Here is a 23,856-nt window from a genome sequence, read left to right as displayed (position 1 = left end):
CAACTTTCCGCACAAAAGTGCTTATTATTTAAACCACCAGCGCCCTTTGCTTACTACTGAATAAATGGCATTGGTGGCCGGTTTAGGCTTGATTTTCTGCCACAAAATGAGGCAGTTGAACCAGTTTAAACCAATGGTGGCAGAAGGCTTCCAAATCCTGAAAAGCATCCTGTTTCAGCATCAACGAATTGGCTCCCGCCTGGTAATAGCGTGTGACCTCACTCTCCGATATGGCTCCCGTCCAAATCACAATGGGTATATGCCGCCAGGCCTGGGAATTCATCAGCCAAACGACTAATTCGTATCCATTCATGATGGGCATCTGAGCATCGGCCATAATCAGGTTTGGCTGCAATCCATCCACCAGTTTCTGCGTCGCTTCTACGCCATTCAGCGCAAAAGTTAAGGAAACATGTTGGTGGCATTGCTTGATGTGATTGGCCAACAGGACCAAATCGTCGTCGTCATCGTCAACCACGAGTATAGTAAAGCTCATAAATCGTTGAATAATCCGTTTAGGCAACCCTTAAGCCCGTCAAGGTAAATGAGGACCCCGATTGATAGATAACCTACCTGGCCAACTATAGTTTAAGCTACCTATTAGCTGGTTACGCCACCAACAGAAACGTAAGGTCTTGTTTAACAAAAGATAAACATCTATTATTGCTTCATGTTCTTTAGGTCATTTTTGCAAGTTCACCCACCAGCTTAACCAGAATGTGTACATCTACCGTGTGGGTCGTTGACGACGACGAGGACGACCAGTTGCTCATCCGCTCTGCATTCGAGAATGGGAAACCTCCTGTCAGTGTGTTGACTCTCAACGATGGCGCCGAACTATTGCATAAACTGGCTGAATGTGCGGAGTTACCTCATTTGATTCTGTTAGACATCAACATGCCCATTAAAAATGGATTCGAGACGTTGAAAGAGTTGCGTAACATACCTGCCTATGCCCATGTACCGGTTGTTATGCTGACAACGTCATCCGCCGAAAATGAGCGTAAACGGGCTTTAGCGCTGGGGGCAAATCAGTTTTTAACCAAACCCCTGTCCTTCGACCATTTAGGTCAATTGGCGCAGAAATTAAGAGAGCAGTGGAAATTAGTCTGAGTATAGCCCATTCACACGGCTTGTCTGCGCCGTAAATCCGGGGCAAGCCATTAACCACTACACAAAGCGGTTAGAATCGTCCGGCTGAAGAGGTTCATTCCCGCTAATGGCACGCCCAATCCGCTCGTTCAGCAGTCGAACAACGGCATCAAAATCGGCTGGCAGATGGGCGTAATCCAGTCTGTTAACGTCCAGAATCAGCAGCGGGCCGAGGTCATACGAAGCGACAAATTCTTCGTAAAGCCGGTTCAGGCTGGTCAGGTATTCATCAGCGATGGATTGCTCAAAGGAGCGCCCCCGTTTTTGAATCTGTGTGCGGAGTTTGGGCAGGTCGGCGCGGAGGTAAATCATCAGGTCGGGTGGGCGAACCAAGCTCATCATGTTCCTGAACAACTCACGGTAGGTTTCGTAATCCCGCGCGGCCATGTTGCCACTTTCATACAGATTGCGGGCAAAAATAGCGGCATCTTCGTAGATGGTCCGGTCCTGCACCATCGTCCGCAGACGGCTGTGGGCTGCCGCTTCAGCCTGAGCCGCAATGATTTTCTTCATCTGTGCGAAGCGGCTGTTGAGAAAATAGATTTGCAGATTGAACGACCAGCGTGGCATATCCTCATAGAAATCAGCCAGATACGGATTTCCATCAACAGCTTCATATAAAACCTCCCAGCCATAGTGAGCGGCCAGCAACTCGGCCAGCGTTGTTTTGCCAGCCCCAATATTTCCTGTAATCGCGATGTGCATGAAAAAAGTGGTTAGTCAATAGTGGTTAGTCTTCTTAAAGGTCGTTACTAATTGCTCTATCGAACCGATACTATTGACTAACGACAATCGACTAATGACTGTTTTCGTTTAATTTTGTACTGGAGAATGAGCATTCAGGGAGCAAGGTTTATTGCACTGGAACGCCAGCCCAGTCTCTCGCTCTTTCGCTTTTTACTATGAAACCATACCGCGCTCTGCTATACTATATGTATGCGCCCATTGAAAACCCGGAGCAGTATCGGGAAACGCATCACTTGCTATGCCTGCGCTTAAACCTGCTGGGGCGCATTATTGTAGCTCCCGAGGGCCTGAACGGCACGGTGTCAGGCCTGACCGCCGACTGCGACGCCTACATGGATACTCTCCGGCAAGACCCACGTTTTGCCAGGATTGACTTTAAAGTAGACGAAGTCGACGGGCATACATTCCAGAAACTGCACGTGCGGGTGAAGGCCGAGATAGTTCATTCCGAACTTCCCGTCGATCCACTTCGGCAAACGGGTATCCACCTCGAACCCGACGACTTCCGCCAACTCAAAAATGACCCCGATGTGGTGCTGGTGGATATGCGCTCCAATTATGAACACACCGTTGGCAAGTTCAAAGGTGCCATTACGTTCGATATGGAAAATCTGCGCGAACTGCCCGACCATCTCCACGAAATCGAACACCTGCGCGACAAGAAAATCATTACGTATTGCACGGGCGGCATAAAATGCGAAAAAGCCTCCGCTTATTTACTATCGCAGGGGTTTTCGACCGTGTATCAGCTACATGGCGGCATTATCAGGTACGGCCTGGAAGCCGGGGGCGAAGATTTTGAGGGTGAGTGCTACGTATTCGATAATCGGGTAACGGTGCCGGTCAACCATGTCAATCCGGTCACAGTATCGGTTTGTTATCGGTGTGGAACACCCACCAGCCGCATGATTAACTGCGCCAGTCCGGTCTGTAACAACCACATCACGCTCTGCGAAACCTGTGGCCACGAACAGGGCGGCACCTGCACCGACGCCTGCAAACAGGACCCGAATCTGCGGCCTTACGACGGCACGGGCTATTACGGCAAACAAACCCAAAGCTATTCACCCATTCAGGGGTATAAGAGTCGGCAGGGGCAGCGGACGGAAGTGAGTTTGTAAAACTTACGGCAAGGTCACTTTTTTAAGCGCTAAATCTGGAGGTGGTGGCAGACGAGCGGTGTATGTCAGTTGCGTATTATTCATCCAGTCGAGCCGATTCGTATAGGCAAGTTGCTCCTGACTTCCGGTAATCTGCTGAAGTTTGCCGGTTTTAATATTCATTACCCAAATGGCCTGATAGCCAGAACGGTTGCTGATAAACGCTAAACGTTGACCATCCGGCGAGAAAGCGGGCTGTTCGTCTCGCCAATCGGATAGTAGCATGGGTTGCGGCTCTCCTCCTATAACTGGAATTTTCATCAGGTTAGAAACGGCCCCGTGTTCAGGGATGTACCCCCGTTCCTGGGCAGCCACGATAAACGTACCGTCTGGCGACCAATCTATCTGGCCATCAGTCAATTGATTGGGGCCAATAGCAGGCGTGTACAGTCGAACACGTTTGTTTTCAGTTATTGAGCGTGTCCAAACACTCTTATTTTGGCCTTGAGCGTAAGCGATATAGGCTAAAAACTGCCCGTCATTCGACCATTCAACCGAATAAATAGCCTGTTGCGTATCCAGTAGTCGTAGAGTGCCTGTGGCAACTGTTTCAACAAATAATTGAGTGCTGTAACTCGTATTTGTATTGATAGTGGCGGGGAACGCAACAGTTTGACCATCGGCAGAAAGCACAGGCCATCCTCCTTTTCCATTTAATTTATGCACACGGCCATCAGGCTGCACGATAGCTATACCCTCAAGACCGGAATATACTAAGCTCAAACCACCCCAGGCTCCATAAGTTGCATAGAGTGTGTTATCTGGGAACAGCATGTCTGAGGTTCCTAACCGGCCCGTATTTGTCGTAGCAATATTCGATGTACTGGTTGTTAGTTTGGGATGAACTGCTTTCACCCAAGCATAAATCGTCTTCCCTTCAGGCTGATTATGCAGGGCATACTCCTGTATATTTCCGTCGAGAACGGCTACTTTCCGTAGTTCTTTTTCACTGTTTTCCGATATGTAAATCTCATATTGAGCTGGTATAACCGATTTGTCCTCACCAAACATTCCTTCCTCAAAGTAAAAACGGGGAGTCCATTTCAGCGAAATGCCATCCGGCAGCGGCTCCACACTCAGCGACAACGCCCGTAGATACCTACCGGGAGGCAAATCATCGTGTTTACATCCATCCAGAACAAGAACCAGAAAACAGAGTAGTAGGGCAGGTCTCATAATTTTACGGGAATTAGCTTATCCAACCAGTATGAAGTAAGACCCAACTAAACAAAAATCGTTGTAATGGTTAACTAAAAATTGCACGATTTAGGTCACTTCAGCCGGGCCGCCGTAGATAGTCTGGCCAAAACTTTACTCCCAGGGATCCAATCCCAATAATTTTCTACCTAATGGCGAGAGTTCGGCGGTTTGGTAGCGGGTCTTCTCCCAGTTGCGCGGGTCGCCCGGAAAAGCGTACCCTTCGGGAGCCTGCCGCTCGCGCCAGGACGTAACGCGCCACTGCCGCAGGGCTTTGTTATCTTCTTCGGCAGGCATCATGGAAATGTATTGAGCAATACGCACGTTGTCTTTCGAACGGTTGGGGCGGATGCCGTGCGGCTGGGTGCTGTTGAAAATAAGCAAATCGCCCGCTTCCATTTTCACCTTCACCAACTCAAATCCGGTCGTGTCGGGTTTGAAGCGGTCGCGGTTGGCGGGTTGGGTTAGTTTCCAGGTATCGTAGGTTCGGTAGAGTTCGGGAATGCACTGAAAGCCACCCATGTTTTCGTCGGTCTGGTCGGCTAAGGCCAACACGCCCTGCACATTTTGCGGGCGGGTTTCGGGGTCATAATCCCAATGAATAAAGCCGTTGAACTCGTGGCCGGGCCGAACCGGAAAATTCAAATTAGCGCGGTCGATAGTCACCCAGAGTTTTTCGGTGCCCCAGATGTCCACAAAGGCATCATACACGCGCTGCGTTTGCCGGTTATCCCATTCGTACTGATGATTATACAGTTCGACCATGCCACTGTTGGTCAACTCTTTCATTTTCATTTCGGCGCGGGGTGGCGCATACCAGGTGGTGGGGTCGCGGGGGTCTTTCTCCTCAAATTCCCACAGGAAATCCTCCAGGCGTTGGGCCTGCTCTTTCGGCACGGCCTGTTTAACAACAATGTAACCGTTGTGTTTCCAGAATTGCCAGTCGTCTTCGGATAAGACTCGCAGTGGCTGCTCCGGCCCGCCGTCGTGGCCGGAGCGGTCGTTTAGCTTGATTTTGCTGCTGGTGGCCGTCGACGGATTTCCCGGAATGTCTTTATGTGCATTGTCGGGAATCATTGTGGCAGGCGTACCTGTAGGTGGCATCGTTTCCATAAATCCAGGCTTTTTTGGTAATTTTATTGAAACAAAGTTAGGCGATTGTTATGCCTCATTTCCACACCAATGCTGTCCGTTTTTTGCACTATATTGCTCCTGGTTCAATGGATAATCTTAACTTATAGTAAGTTTGATTGAAAAATTGTAACACAGAGAGGCAGGGAGGCATACAGAGATTCACAGAGAAAAGAAGTACGTCAACTCCTGTGTGAATCTCTGTATGCCTCCCTGCCTCTCTGTGTTTAACCCCTTTCCTATTCCCATGAAAATAGCGTTAGAGCAAATCATCCCCGATGCTGACAGTTCGTTTCATATTCTGGAGACGCCCCGGCTCAACGATGTTTTTTTGTGGCATTATCATCCCGAATACGAAATTGTCTACATCACCGGCACCAACGGCACCCGGCACGTGGGCGACCATATTTCGCGCTACGAAGGTGCTGATTTAGTCTTTATCGGCCCCAACATTCCGCACCTGAATTTTGATTACGGTGTTAAAACCGACCACCGCAAAGTGGTTGTGCAACTGAAGGAAACCTTCCTGGGCAATGTGTTTGGGCAAGCCCCGGAGTTTGCGGCCATTGCCCGGCTCTTCGAGATAGCGCGGGAGGGAGTTTCGTTTCACGGCGAAACCCGACGGGTGGTGGGCCAACAACTCGAACTGCTGCCCACACTCCCACCCTTTCAGCGACTGTTGAGTTTACTGACTATTTTTCAGCAGTTAGCCACGAGTCAGGACAGGACGCTTTTGCACGGCAAGCCCGTTACGAACGCCTATAAACTGAGTGAACAGCAGCGACTGAAGCAGTTACAGCAGTTCATCGACGAAAACTACCAGCGCAAAATCGACATTGCCGACGCAGCGGCCGTCACGAACCTGACCCTATCCGCCTTCTGCCGGTACGTCAAACGTATGACCCGCCTAACCTTCACGCAGTTTCTGAATCAATATCGCATCCATCAGGCGCAGAAATTGCTGCTTCTCGACCATACCGTGACCGAAGCCTGCTTTGCCGGTGGTTTCGAGAGTTTGTCGTATTTCAACAGGACTTTTCGGCGCGTCACGGGCGAAAACCCGTTGCAGTTCAAGAAACGGCATCGGGCCTGATGAACCTTTGCCACCTCTGACAAAGTTCTAGACTTTGTCAGAGGTTACTATCAGAGCCAAAACCTTCTCTCGTATTTGCGTAGTTTAGCGGCAATAAAAGCCATTGTCGGTAAAGACTCATAAATGACCGGCGTAACCAGCACTATCGACTAATGATCGCACGGGCGGCCCCGTATCGACTATTGACTTATTTTTATGCCTGACCACAAACCCCTTATTTTAGTAACGAACGACGATGGCATTACAGCCCACGGCATCCGGACACTCGTTGACCTGATGAAACAGTTGGGGTCGGTGGTGGTGGTGGCCCCCAACAGCCCGCAGTCGGGTATGGGCCATGCCATTACCATTGCCAATCCAATCCGGCTGTATCCATCGGATATGTACGGCGATGTGCCTGCTTACGAATGCTCCGGCACCCCCGCCGACTGCGTCAAATTAGCCAAGCATCACGTCCTGAAAGATCGCACGCCCGATTTAGTGGTTAGCGGCATTAATCACGGCAGCAATTCGTCCATCAGCATTCTGTATTCGGGTACCATGTCGGCGGCCATCGAAGCGGCCATCGAGGGCATTCCGGCCATTGGTTTTTCGCTGGGCGACTTCACCCGCCAACCAGATTTCTCGCATACCCACGAGCCGATTCTGACCATTGCCCGCAACGTGCTGGAGCGTGGGCTGAACCCCGGAACAGCCTTAAATGTTAACTTTCCTGCCCGCACTGCCGAACCGCTGAAGGGCATCCGAATTTGCCGGCAGGCCAATGCCAAGTGGCAGGAAGTGTTCGACGAACGGCGCGACCCACACGGACGTCGGTATTTTTGGCTGGCGGGCGATTTTGTCAACTTCGACACTCATGCCGAAGACACCGACGAATACGCACTGGCCAATAACTATACCTCCGTTGTGCCGTGCCAGTACGACCTGACTGCCTACCGCATGATGGATGAATTGACGAACTGGAAAATGTAATTATTAATGAATAATGTAAAATACTTAGAGTGCGCTACTTACATTACTCATTTTACATTATTCATTATTCATTGATCAACACCTATGGCCCTATTAGGCAGTATGCTCAAAAATGGCATTCGATTGACGAATGCCGTGCGGCTTCGGGGGTTTAATCCACTCCGGCAGCAGCGTAAAGCCTTCCGTAAACTGATTCGTAAAGCGCAGTTTACCGATTTTGGCACGACATATCAGTTCAACGAACTGCTCCGGGCCGTTGAGTTCGGCACCGAACGGGAGTTCTACGAAAAATACAAACAGGCGGTCCCCATCCACGACTACAACCGGATGTTTGACGGGTGGTGGCATCGGACGCTGGCCAACGAACGTAATGTAACCTGGCCCGGCCGGGTAAAGTATTTCGCGCTGAGTTCGGGCACATCGGAAGCGGCCACGAAGTACATACCCGTCACCAAAGCGATGTATAAAGCCATTCAGCGGACGGGTGTCCGGCAGATTCTGACACTGGGCAAGTACCAGAATCTGCCTCCAACACTCTACGAAAAAGGATGCCTGATGCTGGGTGGCAGCACCGACCTCAAATCACGCGAAGGCCACTTTGAAGGCGATTTGAGCGGCATTACAGCCAGCCGGATTCCCCTGTGGTTCGAGCGGTTTTACAAGCCGGGCCGCGACATCGCGCAGGAACGCGACTGGGCGCTGAAATTAGACGAAATTACGGAACAGGCCGCCGGCTGGGATATTGGCTACGTGGTGGGCGTTCCGGCCTGGATTCAGTTGCTGATGGAGAAAATTATTGCCCGCTACAACGTCAAAACCATTCACGACATCTGGCCGAACCTGATGGTTTTCTGCCATGGGGGCGTCTCGTTTGAACCGTATCGGCAGGGGTTTGAAAAGCTTCTCGCCCACCCCATCACCTACATCGAAACCTATCTGGCGTCGGAGGGCTTCATTGCCTACCAGACCCACCCGAACGCCGAGGGGATGCAGTTGGTGCTGAATAACGGCCTGTTTTTTGAATTTATCCCCTTCAATGAACAGAACTTTTCGCCCGACGGTGAGCTGACCGAGACGCCCAAAACGCTGATGATTGATGAGGTGGAGGAGGGTAAAGAATATGCCCTGCTGATTTCGACCTGCTCAGGTGCCTGGCGCTATCTGATTGGCGACACCATCCGGTTCGTCGATAAAAAACAGGCCGAAATCGTCATCACCGGTCGAACGAAGCACTTTTTAAGTTTGTGTGGCGAACACCTCTCCGTCGATAACATGAACAAAGCCATCGAAATGGTCTCCGACGAGTTGGACATTTCCATCCGGGAGTTCACCGTGGCGGGCGTAACACACGACACTTTATTTGCCCATAACTGGTACATCGGCACCGATGACCCGGTAGACGCTCAGGACCTACGCGACCGAATCGACGCCAAACTGAACCAGCTCAACGACGATTACGCCATTGAACGCCAACATGCCCTCAAAGACATCACCGTGAGGGTGCTCCCCACCAAAACGTTTTACGACTGGATGGAATCGAAAGGTAAGATGGGCGGTCAGCATAAATTCCCAAGAGTGCTGAAGAAGGGACTTATTGGGGAATGGGAACGGTTTTTGCTTAAATGATGGATGGATAATGCAAAATGAATAATGGGAGTGATACTCATGTGCATTATTCATTTTGCATTATCCATTAAAAACGTATTCCCTACAGTTGATTTTTGCAAATCAAGTAGGCTATGGAAGCGACTACACTGGAAGAATTTTACCGGGAAACGGCGGGGCTTATTCCTGAAGGCATCAACAGGGAAATCGGGCACTTCAATGTGTTTAAAGTAGCCGATATAGTCGCTAAATTCAGGAAGAAGCCGATTATGCCTTATAACCGGCGGGCGTATTATAAAATCAGCATCATCCGTGGTCGCAACCGGGCAGAATATGCCGACAAAGTCATCGACATCGAAAAAAACGCCCTCTTGTTTGCTACGCCCAAAATCCCGTATCACTGGCTGCCACAGGATGAGAATCAGTTTGGCTACTTCTGCATTTTTACCGCCGATTTTCTGATTCAGCAAAAAAGTGGGGTCGCTCTCAATGAGCTACCTATTTTCAGGCCGGGCGGTTATCCTATTTTCCAGCTTTCCGACGAAGAAGCCAATGACCTGACGTATATCTTTGAGAAGATGTACAACGAGTTATCGTCGGATTATGCCTATAAATACGACCTGCTGCGTAATTACGTCCTCGAACTGATTCACTACGGGCAAAAGCTACAGCCCGCTTCGGCTTTATACCCAACCCATACGGCTTCAGCACGGGTTTCTTCGTTGTTCATCGAGTTGCTGGAACGACAATTTCCGATTGAATCGCCCCATCAAAAGCTGGCCCTTCGCACGGCCAAAGAGTATGCCGACCGGCTCTCGGTACACGTCAATCACCTGAATAAAATTCTGAAAGAACATACCGGCAAAACCACAACGGCCCTGATTAGCCATCGTATTCTTCAGGAGGCCAAGATTCTGCTAAAACAAACGGATTGGAACATTTCCGAAATCGCTTACTCCCTCGGCTTTGAAGAAGTAGCGCACTTCTCCAACTTCTTCAAAAAACAAACGTCACTGGCACCCGTAGCCTTCCGCGCGTAGAGCCGTCTGGTTTGAATTTTGCAAACTTCGGATTGATGTTTGCAACCTGCCCGCCTGCTCACGACGCTACCTTTGTATCCTCAAATCGTACAGGGCAACAGTTTTTGCCCTACCCCTGCAAAAACAAATTAACCAGATGACAACCAACAGGAAAATCGCGGTAGTGACCGGCGGCAGCCGTGGACTGGGCAAAAACATGGCGCTTAGCTTAGCAAAAAAAGGAATCGATGTTATACTGACTTACAACAGTAAACGGGAAGAGGCTCAGGCCGTAGTGGCCGAAATTGAACAGGCAGGCCAGAAAGCCGCAGCCTTACAACTCAATACGGGTGATGTAAAACAGTTTGATGCGTTTGTTGCTCAGCTATCGACGGTCCTGAACGAACAGTTTACCACCGACAGGTTCGACTTTTTGATCAACAATGCGGGCATTGGCCTCTCTACGCCCATTGGCAATACGACTGAGGATGCTTTTGACCAGTTGATGAACATTAATTTCAAAGGCGTCTATTTTCTGACGCAGAAATTACTACTCATCCTCAGGGATGGCGGACGCATCGTTAATATTTCTACGGGTCTGTCCCGCTTTACCTCACCGGGAAGGGCCGTTTATGGGTCATTGAAAGGAGCTATTGAAATCCTGACCATGTACATGGCGAAAGAACTTGGCTCCCGCAGAATCGCGGTCAATGTTGTAGCGCCGGGTGCCATTGAAACAGACTTCGGCGGTGGTGTGGTGCGGGATAATGCTGAGGTCAATAAACATATAGCGGGCATTACGGCGTTAGGCCGGGTTGGCCTGCCCGACGATATTGGCGGTGTGGTTGCTTTTCTGTGCACAGAAGAAGCGCACTGGATCAATGCCCAGCGAATCGAGGTATCGGGTGGAATGAACCTTTGACGGTTATAATGTTGAATGACAGATTGATTGAATAGCTGACGCACAACCTATTCAATCATTCAATCAATCTGTCATTCAACATTAAATTCCTTACCAGTTGATTGCCCTTGAGAGCGGTTCCAGCAGGCGCGAGTAGGCAATGTTGGCCGCCCCGATGAGGAAGACGACGCCCGTTGTGCGGTTGAAAATCTTGACGACGCGGGGCGTAAAGAGTCGTTTGAGCCGGTTGGCATAATAGGCCAGCGCCGTTTCGGTCACGAATACACCCACCAATGCGGCTATCATGAACCCATATTGCTGAGCCAGGTCGTAATGCAGGTGCGACCGGATATAGGCCACAATGGCCACCCACGCCACAAAGTTGACTGGGTTGAGGGCATTCAGAAAAAAACCCGTGGTGAAGTAATACACGAAGTTGCCGAAACGGGTTTTGGGGTAGGCCAGCCGGGGCGTTCCTTTCAGAATATTGACTAAGCCCATGGCGATCAGGAACAGCACACCTACCACGGCCATCAGGTTCTCGAAGCCCTGCACTTTGGGAATGAACGCCGTACCGAGCAGGGCGGCCAGCACAAACAGAATATCGCCGACGATGACGCCAAAAATAATCTTCATACCAGAGCGGAATCCATTGTCCACACTGTTCTGAATCAGCGCAAAAAACACCGTTCCAAACGTCAGGCAAAGGCCAACACCGAGCAGAAAACCGAAAAGAATGGGTAAGAACACGGGCCTGTTTGTTAGTTAATGTTCCAGGTTCAATGGGTCAAGTTTCAGATTGCGTTAAACCTGGACTATTGAACTTGAACCGTTTAACCGTTAAAAAAGTTAGATTCCCCGCAGCCGGGCGACGATCAAAAGCCCGCTGACGCTGAGTGAATCGGTGATTCGGCTGGTCAGGGCCATCTCAACGGCTTCGGCTAACGGGAGTTTCCAGATACGCAGGTCTTCGGTTTCTTCGGGCGCGTGGTCGCCCTGCACCAATTCTTCGGCAATGTACAAAAACCCTTCTTCGTCGGTAGCCGAGTTGGAGGTATGGATGCGGGCAATTTTGGTCCATTTTTGGGCCTCCAGACCCGTTTCTTCTTTCAGTTCGCGCCGGGCCGATTCGAGGGGGTCTACACCGAGGGGCGAGCCGCCTTCGGGAATTTCCCACGAATATTCGTCGAGCGCATATCGATATTGCCCCACTAAATAGGTGTTTCCATCGGCATCGATTGGAATAACACCAACCGCTTTGTTTTTAAAACTAACCACACCATAAATGCCCGGCGTGCCGGCTGGCGTAATAACCTCTTCGTGCCGAATGGCCAGCCAGGGGTTTTCATATTTGACCGACGAATTGAGTGTCTGCCAGGGGTTTTCTGTCGAGTTCATGCGGGAAAGGTCGTGCTGCTAATCTTATTGAAATCTGTTGATAAGAATAACATGGTCATCATCGGCAGAAGGTCCATACGTTGCTGGAACTGGAATAGTCAACAGCCTTAAATACGTACCAAGCTGAGCACGGTGGTGGACTAAATGGTTCATGCAAAAAAGCCGGAGTACCTGTTTTTTAGGCAATGTAAAAAGAACATCTTCGCCGTGCGTCATAGACCAATCGCTCATAAGTTCTTCATCGGAAACCGTCAACAAAGCCGCTTTTGCGTCAGTCAGTAAATTGTCAAAATAAGACAGGAGATCGTCGTTTGATTGAATGTCCCTCGGCTCAAAGTCAATGAAATCTAATTTGTCATTGTCAATACATTCTTTCCACCAGGCAATAATTTCAGCAACGTGAATTGCTAACCGCCCCAGCGTCTCCGATTTTTCAGTTGGTTTAAAACCTGCTTTGTCAAAAGTTACCTTCTCTAAAAATCGTCTGGTTACGGCTGCTTCAAGGGTTAGCTCCTGTTCTAATTCTTTTCCTATCGTCATTGGCTGATGCTACTTGTTTGCCTTGCTGTACATTATCAACTGAGGGTGTGCCACAGGGTCGCGTACAGCGGGCAAAAGTACGAACAATCCGGCAACGAATCGTTAACTTTGCCGATTCTACTGGTTTCTGATTTGTAGCCCGGACGGCCACGTCCGGGTGTAAGAAACTCAATACATACACCCGGACGTGGCCGTCCGGGCTACAAATCAGAAACGCTTCATGAGTGCCAGTCAACAAACAAAATACCGTTGGATGAGCATCTCGCTCGGGCTGAGTATCGTGTTGTTGATACTTAAATTTACGGCTTACTTTCTGACCTACTCGACGGCCATTCTGAGCGACGCGGTCGAGTCGATTGTTAATGTTATTGCCAGCGGATTTGCGTTTTACAGCATCTACTTAGCCGGGCAGCCCGCCGACCAAAACCATCCCTACGGTCACGGAAAAATCGAATTTCTGTCATCGGGTTTCGAGGGAGCCATGATCCTCTCGGCGGGGTTAGTCATTATCTGGCAGGCTATTCTGAGTTTTTTCGAGCCTAAACCGTTAAGCAATCTTGGGTGGGGTTTCGCCCTGGTGGGCCTGACCGCGGTTGCCAACGCTTTTGTGGGCGGGATGCTCGTTCGGTCGGGTCGACAGACCGATTCAGCGGCTCTAACCGCCGACGGCAAACACCTCCTTACCGATACCTTTAGCAGTATTGTGGTTATGGCCGGGGTGGCCCTGGTAGGCATCACGGGTAAACACTGGATTGATAGCGCGCTGTCGGTCGTGCTCGCCCTGGTAGTCATTTACAACGGCTTTATGATCACCCGACAGTCTGTTGCCCGGCTCATGGACGAAACGGATATTCCTACCCTACACCGCGTGGTGGCCCTGTTGAACGTGCATAAAGACCGCAACTGGATAGACGTGCATAACCTGCGCGTTCAGAAATACGGCGCCGACCTGCACGTCGACTGCCACCTGACGCTGCCCTACTATTGGAAGTTGAATCAGGTCCATGCTGAGGTGCATCATTTTGAGGATACGCTCAAAGCCGGGTTTCAGGGCGAGGTCGAGATTTTCGTCCATACCGACCCCTGCGAGAAAGAATGCTGTCACTACTGCCGCGTGGCCAACTGTCCCGTGCGGGCGTTCGCCTTCGTGCGGGATGTGGAATGGACCGCTGAAAACCTGCCACTCAACCAGAAGCACTTTGTGCCGCTGGTGGTATAGCGGGAAGTTTCAACACACTTTTTGTCAAACTCATCGTTCTGAAAAAAAGCCTATTGTAGGTAATGGTCAATTCTATACATTCAGTATTCATAAAAATCGCTTTGCTCGTCGGTAGTTTAGCCGTTGGCCTGAGTGGTTGCGTCGATAAGTTCGACCCGTCGTTAAGCCCGAACACCGACCTGCTGGTTGTTGATGGTATCATAACCGATTTGCCCGAAACGCAGGCAATCCGGCTGAGCCGGTCGCGCTCCAATCGCGACAGCACGGCGAGCCAGCCACTCACCAAAGCGACGGTTGAGGTAGTCGTAAACGGAACAGCCCTAACGCTCCCCGAAAGCACTACAGAGCCAGGCAGTTATGAGTTTTCGCCCAACTTCAGGGGACGGGTTGGCGACCGCTTTCAACTCCGGTTTACCACTGCCGAAGGCACCCGATACGAAAGCAATACAGAACAGATGCTACCCGTAGCGCCCATTCTGAAGGTGTATGACCGATTCAACCCGACGGGTATCGAGAAGGTAACGAAAGATGGCGCTACGCCCTCGAACGATATTTACGTCGATTTTCAGGATCCCGCCGGTGAGCGCAATTTCTACCTGTGGCGGTGGACATTGTGGGAGCCGCAAGCCTGGTGTGCCTCCTGCCGGCAGGGACGCTACTTTCTGACCGACCTCGGCGACCGGCTGACGGGGGGGTGCGTACCCGACGATCGGCTGGGCACGTTTTCTTATTATGATTACAACTGCTTTCGCTATTGCTGGGACATTGTCTACAGCCAGCGCGTTAACATTTTTGCCGACCAGTATGCCAATGGCCGCCCACAGTCGGGACGGCTGGTGGCGCAGATTCCCTTAACCCAAACGAATGCCTGCCTGGTGGCCGTTCAGCAGTTGTCCCTGTCGGTGGATGCGTACCGCTACTACAAACTTTTTGAGGACCAAACCCAAAATACCGGAACCCTGGCCGACAGCCCACCCGCACCCACAACGGGCAACATTCGAAACGTAGCTAACAGCCGGGAGAACGTAGTGGGTTATTTTTCGGCGTCGTCCGTGTCCGAAAACCGTTACTACCTCGACCGCCGGAACACACAGGGCGGCTTGCCGGATGGCCTGTTTTTTTACCAGACCGGACGGATGCCCAACGTTGAACCGCCCCGTGTTACCGGCCCGATTCCGGTAACACTGTCCATCTACGGGCAGGGCGTACCCTCGGCAGTCTGTGTAAAAAGTCGCACCCGAACGCCCATCGTGCCCGCAGGCTGGCGATAATGAATTGTTTCTAAATTGGTTAGTCAACCGATAGGCCATAGGCTCTATGTCTAAACGGCAGCACCTATATCTGAAAAAGACTCAACGCTGATGACTAAACGTTCTGGCAATACCACCTTCAGATGTCGCCTGGCCAGACTGTGGCTCGCTCTGATCGGGCTAAGTTTGCCTGTCGGGCTGCTGACAGTCAGTTTATCGGGCTGTGAGCAACCGGCTCCGTCCACAGTCCCCACGGTTACGCAGCCTACAACGCTGACCGTTACCACGCCCGCCAACGTGACCGTTACAACACCGGTAGTATATGTGGCCAGCTTCGATAACAAGCTCTATGCTGTTGATACAACCACCGGTACGCAACGCTGGGTTTTCCGGGCCGACACGTCCATTCAGTCCGGTCCGGTCGTGGCCTACGGAATGGTGTATGTAGGCAGTAACGACTATAATCTGTATGCACTCGATGCGGCTACGGGCGCTAAACGCTGGTCGTTCCAGACCGGCGATCGCGTTTATTCCAGCCCAGCGGTGGCTAACGGCCTGATCTATGTTGGCAGTCAAAACGGCAAACTACACGCCCTCGATGCCACCACCGGCAATTTGCGCTGGGTGTTTGCGGTCGACTTTGGGCTGTATTCAAGCCCAGCCCTGGCCAATGGTCTGGTTTATATTGGCGGGCAGGATAACCTGTTATATGCGCTGGACGCCACCACCGGCAGGCAACGCTGGCGGTTTAGCACATCAGGGGCAATTCTTTCAAGCCCGGTAATCGCCAGCGGTCTGGTGTACGTGGGTAGCCGGGACCAGAAACTTTATGCCATCGACGCCATGACCGGAAAGCAACGCTGGGCGTTCAAAGCAAATGAAGCCGTGGATTCCAGCCCGGTCGTGGCAAATGGGATCATCTATTTTGGCAGCACCGACCAAAAACTTTACGCCCTCGACGCAACAACGGGCAGCCTGAAATGGTCGTTTACGACCAATGGCGTCATCTATGCCAGCCCAGTCGTCGCGAATGGTCTGGTGTACATCGGCAGTCGGGATAAAAACCTGTATGCACTCGACGCGGCCACGGGTCAGCAACGCTGGACGTTTACTACCGAGTATGACATTTATGCCACGCCGGTCGTCACGAACGGAACCGTGTACGTAGCCAGTACCGACACCCGCTTGTACGCCCTGAACGCCCGAACGGGTCAGCAACGGTGGGCCTTTAAAACAGACGGTGTTATTGTGGCCAGCCCGGTACTGGCACAAGCGAGTGTAACAACGGGGCGTTACCCAACGGTTAGCGGAGCAGGAAAATGATTCGCCGTTTTACCCCAGCGTCCTGAAGAAGGCTGGGGGCAAAAACGATGAATGAGTCCGATTATAGTTTAAACGAGTTGATTCTGATGAGACTATCTATTCTTCTCTTTGGTTTACTGGTGGCCCTTTTTATCGGCTGCGTCGATACCTTTAACCCTACGTTCAGACCGAATACGGACCTGATCGTTGTTAATGGTATTGTAACGGACCTGAACGAACGACAAACTATTAGTCTCAGCCGCACACGTTCCAGTCTGGATTCTAACATTAGTACCCCGCTGCAACGGGCAACGGTTATGGTCGTTGTGGATGGCGCCACTACCCTGCCACTGCTCGAAATTGAACCTGGCACCTACGGCTTTCCCACTGGTTTTCGGGGGAAAGTTGGCCAAACCTATCAACTGCGCTTTACAACCGAGCCGGGCGTTTCTTACCAATCATCGGTCGAGACAATGCTGCCGGTGCCGCCCATTCTGAAGGCGTATGATCAGTTTAATCTTCAGGGGGTTAAGCCCACAGCCGGTAGTGCCCCGATTCCAAGCAATGATATTTACATTGATTTTCAGGACCCGGCAGGGGAGCGAAACTTTTATTTCTGGCGGTGGCGACTCTACGAGTCACAGGTGTGGTGCGCCACCTGCGAACAGGGCCGCTATCAGATTCAGGACATTGGCCCCGTAGGCAGTGGGCCGCTCAATGTGCTGGGCTGCGTTCGGGATACGACCCTGGGCCTTTACAACCTGTTTGATTATCCCTGTCGCGGGCTTTGCTGGGATATTTTCTACAGCACCGATACCGATGTTTTCACGGATGTGTATAGCAATGGCGCCCTGCAGGTTGGGCATAAGGTCGCCAGTATTCCCATTTATCAGCGCGACCCGGCCCTGCTTGTTATTGAGCAGCTTTCGGTATCGGTCAATGCCTATCGATACTACAAACTCTTCACCGACCAGACCCAGAACACCGGCACCTTAGCCGACTCGCCCCCCGCGCCTACGTCGGGAAATGTTACCAATCCGGACAACCCGTCCGAGAGCGTAGTGGGGTATTTCTCAGCCGCGTCGGTAGCGGTGAAACGTTACCGAATTAACCGGAACAACGTAACGACGGGGCAGTTTCAGGGCTTATTTCAGGCCCAGCAACGTCGCCGACCGAATCTGGACAATGCGCGTGGCGGCTCGTCGGCCCTGTGTATTCCCAGCCGCACCCGCACCGATCTGTTACCCGAAGGGCTGTAACCGACTAAACACCCACATCGGCTTCTTTTTTAGACGTTCGTATTCAAAATCAACAACTGTATGCCCACACCGCTCCGTCTCCTTGTTTTGCTCCTGCTCACTGGCCAACTGGCCTACGCTCAGGTGGTTGTGACCCTCAGTGGAACCGTGCGCGACTCAGCCAGCAATCGGCCCATAGCCGGGGTTAGTGTGGTCATCGACTACCGCAAAGCCCTGACCGGCACCACAACGGATGCCAACGGAAAATACGCCATCCGGCTACCCACCGGCGAACACATTGTCGTGTTTCGCAGCGTTGGCTATGTGCCTTATCGGCAGGCCATCAACTTACAGGAAAACGAAACGACGGTGAACGCCCGGCTGACAACCGTGACGAGCCAGTTGGAGGAAGTCGTCGTGACCAGCAAAGGCTTCGACCGAACGGTGCGGCAGCCGCTGCTGGGCGTTAGTCAGATTAACCTGCTGACCCTGCGAAAGCTGCCGGCCGCCCTGGGCGAAGTCGACCTGCTGCGGGGTCTGCAAATGCTGCCCGGCGTTACGAGCGTGGGCGAAGCCGCCAACGGCCTTAATATCCGGGGCGGCAACACCGACCAGAATCTGATTCTGCTGGACGACACGCCCATTTTTAACCCCACGCACATGTTTGGCCTGTTTTCGGTCTTTCCACCCGATGCCACCAACGGCGTGGATTTATACAAAGGCAACGTTCCGGCCCGATTTGGGGGTCGGGCTGCGTCGGTGCTGGATATTTCGCTGCGTAATCCCGACCTCAACCAGTTCCGGCTGACGGGCGGGGTAAGCCTGGTATCAAATCGGTTGATGGCCGAAATACCCATTGTGAAAGGTAAGCTGGGGCTGCTGGTGGCGGGGCGGGGCGCTTTCAACGATTTTCTGCTTCCATTGGCCTCCAAGCGCCTGGAGGGCATCAAAGCCAAATTCGGCGATGGGGTCATAAAAGCACTCTGGCGCATCAATGACCGCAACACGCTGACGGCCATGGGCTATTTCAGCTATGATTTTTTTCAGACGCAGCTACTCGGCAGTCTGGCCAATATCAACAGCACATCGACCCAGTATGACCATCAGACCGTCAACGCGATGGTCCGCTGGCTGAGCGTGCTGACGCCCCGGCTAAACCTGCAAACGACGGTCGTGTATGCCCGTTATGTTCCCCGAATTCTGTTACCCGAACTCGATTCCGACAATAAAGTCACGCTGCAGTCGGGCCTGCTTCAGCGGCAGGTTAAATCGAACATCAATTACCAGCTTGAGAATCATAAAATTGAGGTGGGCGTCAATGCAACGCACTACCGGATTGAACCCGGCGCGTTGCTACCCGGTAGTAGTGCCAGCGTGAATCCCATCACAACACCCACCGAGAACGCGCTGGAACTGGCTATTCATGCCGACGACGAACTGGCCATTGGCTCCAATCTTGCCGTGTCGGCGGGACTACGGTATTCCCGTTTTCTGTCGCTGGGGCCATCTCTGGTACGACGCTATGCACCGGGCGAAGCGGTCGATGATTTTTCGGTGATCGACTCGACCCGCTATGGGGCGGGACAGGTTTCGCAGGCCTATGGTGGTTTTGAACCCCGACTCGGCATTCGCTACGCAACAGGGCCAAATTCGTCCATCAAAATAGGCTATAACCTCATGCAGCAGTATTTGCAGGTCGTTACCAACACCACCACCCCCCTGCCAACCGCCCGCTGGAAAACCTCCGATGCCAATGTTAAACCTCAAATCAGTCAGTTGGTTTCCATTGGGTATTTCAGTAATCTGAAAAAAAATACCTACGAGCTTTCGCTTGAAGCGTATTATCGGGCTACGGAAAACGTAATCGACTACAAACCCGGAGCCAATTTTCTGCTTCAGCCCTTCCCCGAAACGCAACTCCTGCAGGGTCGCAGTCAGGCATATGGCATCGAAACGATGCTGGCCAAGAAGAAGGGGGAACTAACCGGCTGGATTAACTACACCTACGCCCGCACGTTCAATCAGGTGAATGAAGGGGCGGGGGTTCGGGAACGCATCAACGGGGGCGACTGGTACCGGGCCAACTACGACCGCCCGCACAGCATCAATGCCTCTATCAACATCGGCGTCGACAAACACAATACATTCGGCTGGACGTTTGCTTACAGCACCGGACGACCCTATACGGCTCCCGAAGGCTACGTCATTAACCAGGGCCTGCCTTATCCCTACTATAACGACCGGAATCAGGCCCGCTTACCCGATTATCACCGGCTCGATTTTTCGTGGAACATTTATAACCCCAGTATGCGTGCCCGGCGGTGGGAAGGTCACTGGGTTTTCACGGTGTACAACATCTACGGTCGAAAAAATGCGTACTCAGCCTTCTTTCGAACTGAGAATGGCAAAACGCAGGGCTACAAACTACAAATTTTTGCGGCTCCCATCCTGACGCTGACCTACAACTTCGTTTTTAAGTGATTGATTGGAACGGATTTACGCTGATTTTCACTTGCTTTTAATCCGTACAAATCCGTCTACTCCGCAATCCTGTCAATCATTTTTATCGAAATAGTTGTATTAAATCTTTTTATTTACCAATTTTGGGTCATTCGTTGCTTAGGCAGCACCAAAATTGCTTTTTTCAATTCAGGTTGTATTCTAATAGGAAAGGCTGGTCGCGCTACGACCAGCCTTTTTTTATGGGAAGTAGCAGGGAGCGCGGGGCAGGGAGCAGACGTCTGCATTTGTACTCCCCGCTCCATGCACCGTACTCCTCGCTACTTCACCGCCCGCAAATGCCCTTATAATCACAATACTGGCACATTTCGAGTTGATCCGTTTTCTTAAACGGCTCGTTCGGATCAAGAATCTGTCGAATCAATTGCTGCAATAACTCCTCTGAGTCCTTAATGTACTGATCAGGATTGTCGTTGTCGTCAAAGCGAACGGGGTTGGTTTTGAAACCGCCATTCACATCCCGGAATGAGTAGAATCCGGCTTCGACGGGTATACCAGCCGCCGGAAAAATTGTCTGCCGGGCTTTGTCGCGGGGCAGCCCGCCCAACTCACTGATGTTCTTGAGAGCTAAGTAACGGTAAAGCCACAACTGCCGCATTTTGTCTTCTCTGCCGTCTTTTAAAAGTTTATCGGTTAGGTCTTTAGGCGTTTTATCCGACAAATTGACCTTGCCCGTTTTATAGTCCACAATTCGAATCTGGTCGCCAAATCGTTCGATGCGATCCACTTTTCCGGCAATCCGCACCCGAATGTCGCGCCCGTCGATGGGCACGGTCAGGTAAGTTTCGAGGGTTTGTTCGGTGCCAATAACCGTCAGTCCGGGCAGGGCATTCTGTTGCCGCTGAAAATCGAGCATGAGCTTTTGGGCGAGTTCGTACAGCAGCAGATTCATGCCCGATTCGATAACGCGCCCTTTCATCGACTTTGCAAACTCTTCTTCGAGCAGGTGTTTGATAATGGCTTCGTCGATGGGCAAGTCCTGCAGCCGGTAGTCGAGGTCTAAGCGTTCCATTACTTTGTGCAGCCAACTCCCAAACTCAGCCGCGCCCATTCGCTCTTCGATGTCTTCTTCCTCGCTGATGTTCACGATGCGGCTGAAATAGAACCGCATGGAGCAACTGACGAACTGGTTCAGGTACGATGGATACAGCCCCCGCGTTTCGAGCATCGTAATCAGTTTAGCCCGAATGTCCTCGGTTTTTGGCACCCGCAAATCGGTTAGGTCGGCAACGGTATCGGAGCCGGTTCGGCCAAATCGAACAGTGGGTTTGGTCAGGTTAATTCCCGGATTACCAAGTTTTTTAGCCTCTTCATGGTTACCTTCCTCTATTAATTTAGCTTTCTCTTCGGCCCTCTTTTCTGCCTTCTTCACTAATTCATGTTCAATCTGGCGGATAAATCGGCTCGGCTCGCCTTTGCTGTTGCCGTAGGCATCGGTCGAGGTGGTGTGCAACAGCACAATTTCACTGGCGCGCTGCAGCAATCGGTAAAAGTGATAGGCCATAACAGCCTCCTGCTCGCGATAGGTCGGCAGCTTTAGTTCAGTAGCAATATCGAACGGAATCAGGGAGTTAAGTCGACGCGACTGTGGCAAAATCCCCTCGTTGACCGATAAAATAATAACCCGTTCGAAGTCCAGCGCCCGCGTTTCGAGCATTCCCATAATCTGCAATTGGCTTTTGCCTTCGCTGGTGAAGGGGATACTCGTTTGCCGAATTAGCTCGTAGAGAAACTGCCGGAAACTCCGCACTGTAACCTGTCCGCTTTCTTCCGACTCCGTCTGCCGGTCCAGCGTGGCTTCGAGTTGTTTGAGCAGGGTGAAAAACAGGTAGAGGTACTCAATTTCGATGGCATCCTGACTGGTTCGATACACGTCGCGCAGGAGTTCAATGAGGTCGTAGAAAACCCGGATGGCCTTTGTTGGCTCTTCGTTTGGCCAGCGGGCAAACAGCACCCGCACCAGGGGGTCATTCTGTCCTAAATCCCGAAGTTCACGTTCGGTCAGATAGACCCGCTGGTTCTGTACAATATCTTTCGCAAGCCACTGAAACAGGGGTTCGGGCGGCAGGACCTCCCCTGTTTCCAGCACCTCACCCGGCCACATGAGTTTCCGAATCCGCTCGTACTGCTTCACAAACGGATGATTCAGTAGTTTGACAACGTGCCGGTGGTGAAACTTGGGCACCCGCAAATCCCGGCCGTCTTTCGTCCGAAACTCATGCACCGTGCGCTGCATCTCAAACAACGTATCGACCAGCGTAAACAACAGCGACGACCGCAGCGACAGGCCCATCGTCACGTTTAGATCGGTCACGTTTTCGTCCAGCGCATACAACACCGGAATGAGCAGGGTTTCATCGGCGAGTACGATGGCCGTTTTGGGGCGTAAGGCCGAGTGCCCGGTGTTCGGTAATTCGCCCGCGGTGTTCCCGGCCCCTCGCTCCCCGACCCCTGCCCCCTGCCACTCACCATAAATCTTCCCGGCCACCTTGGCCTGCATACTGGCATTGGGCACCCCCACAACCCGAATGTTTTTCTTGGTGCCGAGCAGGTTATTGGCAAGTTGGCTAAGGTCTTCGCGGTTTTGTTTCGAGAAGAACCAGCCATTATCGCGGTATCGGCGCAGAAATTCACCGGCCTCCTGCCGCCAATCGTTGATATAATATTGATCAGCATCCCAGACCAATTCAGCTTTCCGGGCATCGACCAGCACCCGAATAATGTGCTCTTCGGCCCGGCTCAGGGCATTGAAACCTACAAAATAGACGCGCTCGTAGGCCAGATTATCGCGAATCAGCGACTCAACGTTCTGAGCAAGCAGTCGATAGGCCATGCCCCGATAAGCCAGCCCCTGTTCGGTCAGGCGTTGGTGCAGGGCGTTGTAAGCCGTGTGCAGGTTCTCAAAAAGCTTGAAATAGCGCGTTGTACCGGGCGTTTCGACAATGGGGTTGGCATTTGGCGGCAGATCCAGATTCCATTGCTCAAGCCGTCTGGCGGCTGTGAGGTAGCTGAACAGTTCGTGGGGGCTAACGAGGTATTGGTCAATCCGGTCGAAGTCGGCCAGCAGCACCGACGCCCAGCCGATGAACTGCTCAAAGTCAACCTGCGGATCGATTATCTTGAAAACGTCGTAGAGTTCAAACAGTAAACTAACCGAGTCAATCAACTGAACACCAGACGCCTGCGTGATAAAATCATCGACAGCCAGCGCATGGGGAGCCAGAAACGGGCGATCAGAAAGAGCAGCTAATTCGTCCAGAAAGACCGATACGGCCCGGCGGGTGGGCAAAATCACCCAAACGTCGCGGAGGCTGGGGCCATGCGCGTCAAAAATTCGTTGAGCCGTCTGGCGAAGAAACGTCAAGTTGCAGGTAGTAAGTTATTCAGTAAAGATAACAGAACCCGCGCCCAC

At 51.8% G+C, this 23,856-nt stretch carries 20 protein-coding genes and 1 pseudogene; 13 read left to right on the top strand and 8 right to left on the bottom strand.

Going from position 1 to position 23,856, the window contains the following annotated elements:
* Positions 1-82: 82 nt before the first annotated feature.
* Positions 83-496 carry a response regulator gene (locus ACYVI1_RS13410; protein ID WP_460910921.1) on the bottom strand — a complete coding sequence of 138 codons (414 nt, stop codon included), beginning with the start codon at positions 494-496 and terminating at the stop codon, positions 83-85.
* A gap of 221 nt (positions 497-717) precedes the next feature.
* Between ACYVI1_RS13410 and ACYVI1_RS13405 the strand changes: the two genes are divergently transcribed.
* A complete protein-coding gene (locus tag ACYVI1_RS13405; RefSeq protein WP_460910919.1) occupies positions 718-1,113 on the top strand; it encodes a response regulator in 396 nt (131 codons plus the stop codon).
* Positions 1,114-1,170: 57 nt separating this feature from the next.
* Here the strand turns inward: ACYVI1_RS13405 and ACYVI1_RS13400 are convergent, their stop codons facing one another.
* Positions 1,171-1,857, bottom strand: coding sequence for a deoxynucleoside kinase (locus ACYVI1_RS13400; protein ID WP_460910917.1), 687 nt, complete (start codon positions 1,855-1,857; stop codon positions 1,171-1,173).
* A gap of 197 nt (positions 1,858-2,054) precedes the next feature.
* Here ACYVI1_RS13400 and trhO point away from each other — a divergent pair, with 197 nt between their 5' ends.
* Entirely contained in the window at positions 2,055-3,020 is a 966-nt protein-coding gene (gene trhO / locus ACYVI1_RS13395; protein WP_460910914.1) for an oxygen-dependent tRNA uridine(34) hydroxylase TrhO, read from the top strand.
* Positions 3,021-3,023: 3 nt separating this feature from the next.
* Here the strand turns inward: trhO and ACYVI1_RS13390 are convergent, their stop codons facing one another.
* A complete protein-coding gene (locus ACYVI1_RS13390) occupies positions 3,024-4,235 on the bottom strand; it encodes a TolB family protein (protein ID WP_460910911.1) in 1,212 nt (403 codons plus the stop codon).
* Positions 4,236-4,370: 135 nt separating this feature from the next.
* Positions 4,371-5,369: a phytanoyl-CoA dioxygenase family protein gene (locus ACYVI1_RS13385; RefSeq protein ID WP_460910907.1), complete on the bottom strand. Its 999-nt coding sequence runs from the start codon at positions 5,367-5,369 to the stop codon at positions 4,371-4,373.
* Between the two features lie 505 nt (positions 5,370-5,874).
* On the opposite strand from ACYVI1_RS13385, the pseudogene ACYVI1_RS13380 reads away from it, so the two are divergent.
* The 6 genes and pseudogenes from ACYVI1_RS13380 to ACYVI1_RS13355 form a co-directional block, all read left to right on the top strand.
* Positions 5,875-5,982 (top strand): annotated as a pseudogene (locus tag ACYVI1_RS13380) (AraC family transcriptional regulator); the annotation flags it as partial.
* Positions 5,983-6,012: 30 nt separating this feature from the next.
* Entirely contained in the window at positions 6,013-6,480 is a 468-nt protein-coding gene (locus ACYVI1_RS13375; protein ID WP_460911188.1) for a helix-turn-helix domain-containing protein, read from the top strand.
* Positions 6,481-6,675: 195 nt separating this feature from the next.
* Positions 6,676-7,452 carry a 5'/3'-nucleotidase SurE gene (surE, locus tag ACYVI1_RS13370; RefSeq protein WP_460910904.1) on the top strand — a complete coding sequence of 259 codons (777 nt, stop codon included), beginning with the start codon at positions 6,676-6,678 and terminating at the stop codon, positions 7,450-7,452.
* 84 nt (positions 7,453-7,536) lie between these two features.
* Positions 7,537-9,078, top strand: a complete 1,542-nt coding sequence (locus ACYVI1_RS13365) for a GH3 family acyl-acid amido synthetase (protein ID WP_460910901.1) — start codon at positions 7,537-7,539, stop codon at positions 9,076-9,078.
* A gap of 113 nt (positions 9,079-9,191) precedes the next feature.
* Complete coding sequence (locus ACYVI1_RS13360; protein WP_460910899.1) at positions 9,192-10,097, top strand: helix-turn-helix domain-containing protein; 906 nt, start codon at positions 9,192-9,194, stop codon at positions 10,095-10,097.
* Positions 10,098-10,233: 136 nt separating this feature from the next.
* Positions 10,234-10,998: an SDR family NAD(P)-dependent oxidoreductase gene (locus ACYVI1_RS13355; RefSeq protein WP_460910896.1), complete on the top strand. Its 765-nt coding sequence runs from the start codon at positions 10,234-10,236 to the stop codon at positions 10,996-10,998.
* A 90-nt stretch (positions 10,999-11,088) separates the two neighbouring features.
* Here the strand turns inward: ACYVI1_RS13355 and ACYVI1_RS13350 are convergent, their stop codons facing one another.
* From ACYVI1_RS13350 to ACYVI1_RS13340, 3 genes are all read right to left on the bottom strand, one after another.
* Positions 11,089-11,727, bottom strand: a complete 639-nt coding sequence (locus ACYVI1_RS13350) for a LysE family translocator (protein WP_460910893.1) — start codon at positions 11,725-11,727, stop codon at positions 11,089-11,091.
* Positions 11,728-11,826: 99 nt separating this feature from the next.
* Complete coding sequence (locus ACYVI1_RS13345; RefSeq protein WP_460910890.1) at positions 11,827-12,375, bottom strand: NUDIX domain-containing protein; 549 nt, start codon at positions 12,373-12,375, stop codon at positions 11,827-11,829.
* A 24-nt stretch (positions 12,376-12,399) separates the two neighbouring features.
* Positions 12,400-12,915, bottom strand: coding sequence for a DinB family protein (locus ACYVI1_RS13340; protein WP_460910887.1), 516 nt, complete (start codon positions 12,913-12,915; stop codon positions 12,400-12,402).
* A 220-nt stretch (positions 12,916-13,135) separates the two neighbouring features.
* Here ACYVI1_RS13340 and ACYVI1_RS13335 point away from each other — a divergent pair, with 220 nt between their 5' ends.
* The 5 genes from ACYVI1_RS13335 to ACYVI1_RS13315 all read left to right on the top strand — a co-directional run bounded on the left by ACYVI1_RS13335 (position 13,136) and on the right by ACYVI1_RS13315 (position 20,405).
* Positions 13,136-14,134 (top strand): cation diffusion facilitator family transporter, encoded by a 999-nt coding sequence (locus ACYVI1_RS13335; protein WP_460910884.1) that lies wholly within the window; start codon positions 13,136-13,138, stop codon positions 14,132-14,134.
* Between the two features lie 62 nt (positions 14,135-14,196).
* Positions 14,197-15,405: a DUF4249 domain-containing protein gene (locus tag ACYVI1_RS13330; protein ID WP_460910882.1), complete on the top strand. Its 1,209-nt coding sequence runs from the start codon at positions 14,197-14,199 to the stop codon at positions 15,403-15,405.
* Between the two features lie 90 nt (positions 15,406-15,495).
* The gene (locus ACYVI1_RS13325) at positions 15,496-16,707 is read left to right on the top strand and encodes a beta-alanine-activating enzyme beta-propeller domain-containing protein (protein WP_460910879.1); all 1,212 of its coding nucleotides are present in this window, start codon (positions 15,496-15,498) and stop codon (positions 16,705-16,707) included.
* A gap of 86 nt (positions 16,708-16,793) precedes the next feature.
* A complete protein-coding gene (locus ACYVI1_RS13320; RefSeq protein WP_460910876.1) occupies positions 16,794-17,945 on the top strand; it encodes a DUF4249 domain-containing protein in 1,152 nt (383 codons plus the stop codon).
* Between the two features lie 60 nt (positions 17,946-18,005).
* Positions 18,006-20,405, top strand: a complete 2,400-nt coding sequence (locus ACYVI1_RS13315; protein ID WP_460910873.1) for a TonB-dependent receptor — start codon at positions 18,006-18,008, stop codon at positions 20,403-20,405.
* Between the two features lie 304 nt (positions 20,406-20,709).
* Here the strand turns inward: ACYVI1_RS13315 and ACYVI1_RS13310 are convergent, their stop codons facing one another.
* A complete protein-coding gene (locus ACYVI1_RS13310) occupies positions 20,710-23,808 on the bottom strand; it encodes a PD-(D/E)XK nuclease family protein (protein ID WP_460910870.1) in 3,099 nt (1,032 codons plus the stop codon).
* Positions 23,809-23,856 lie beyond the last annotated feature (48 nt).

It is taken from the genome of Spirosoma areae (genome assembly GCF_054781775.1).
The sequence above is the reverse complement of the archived record's forward strand: the minus strand, read 5'-3'. Positions and strand labels throughout refer to the sequence as shown.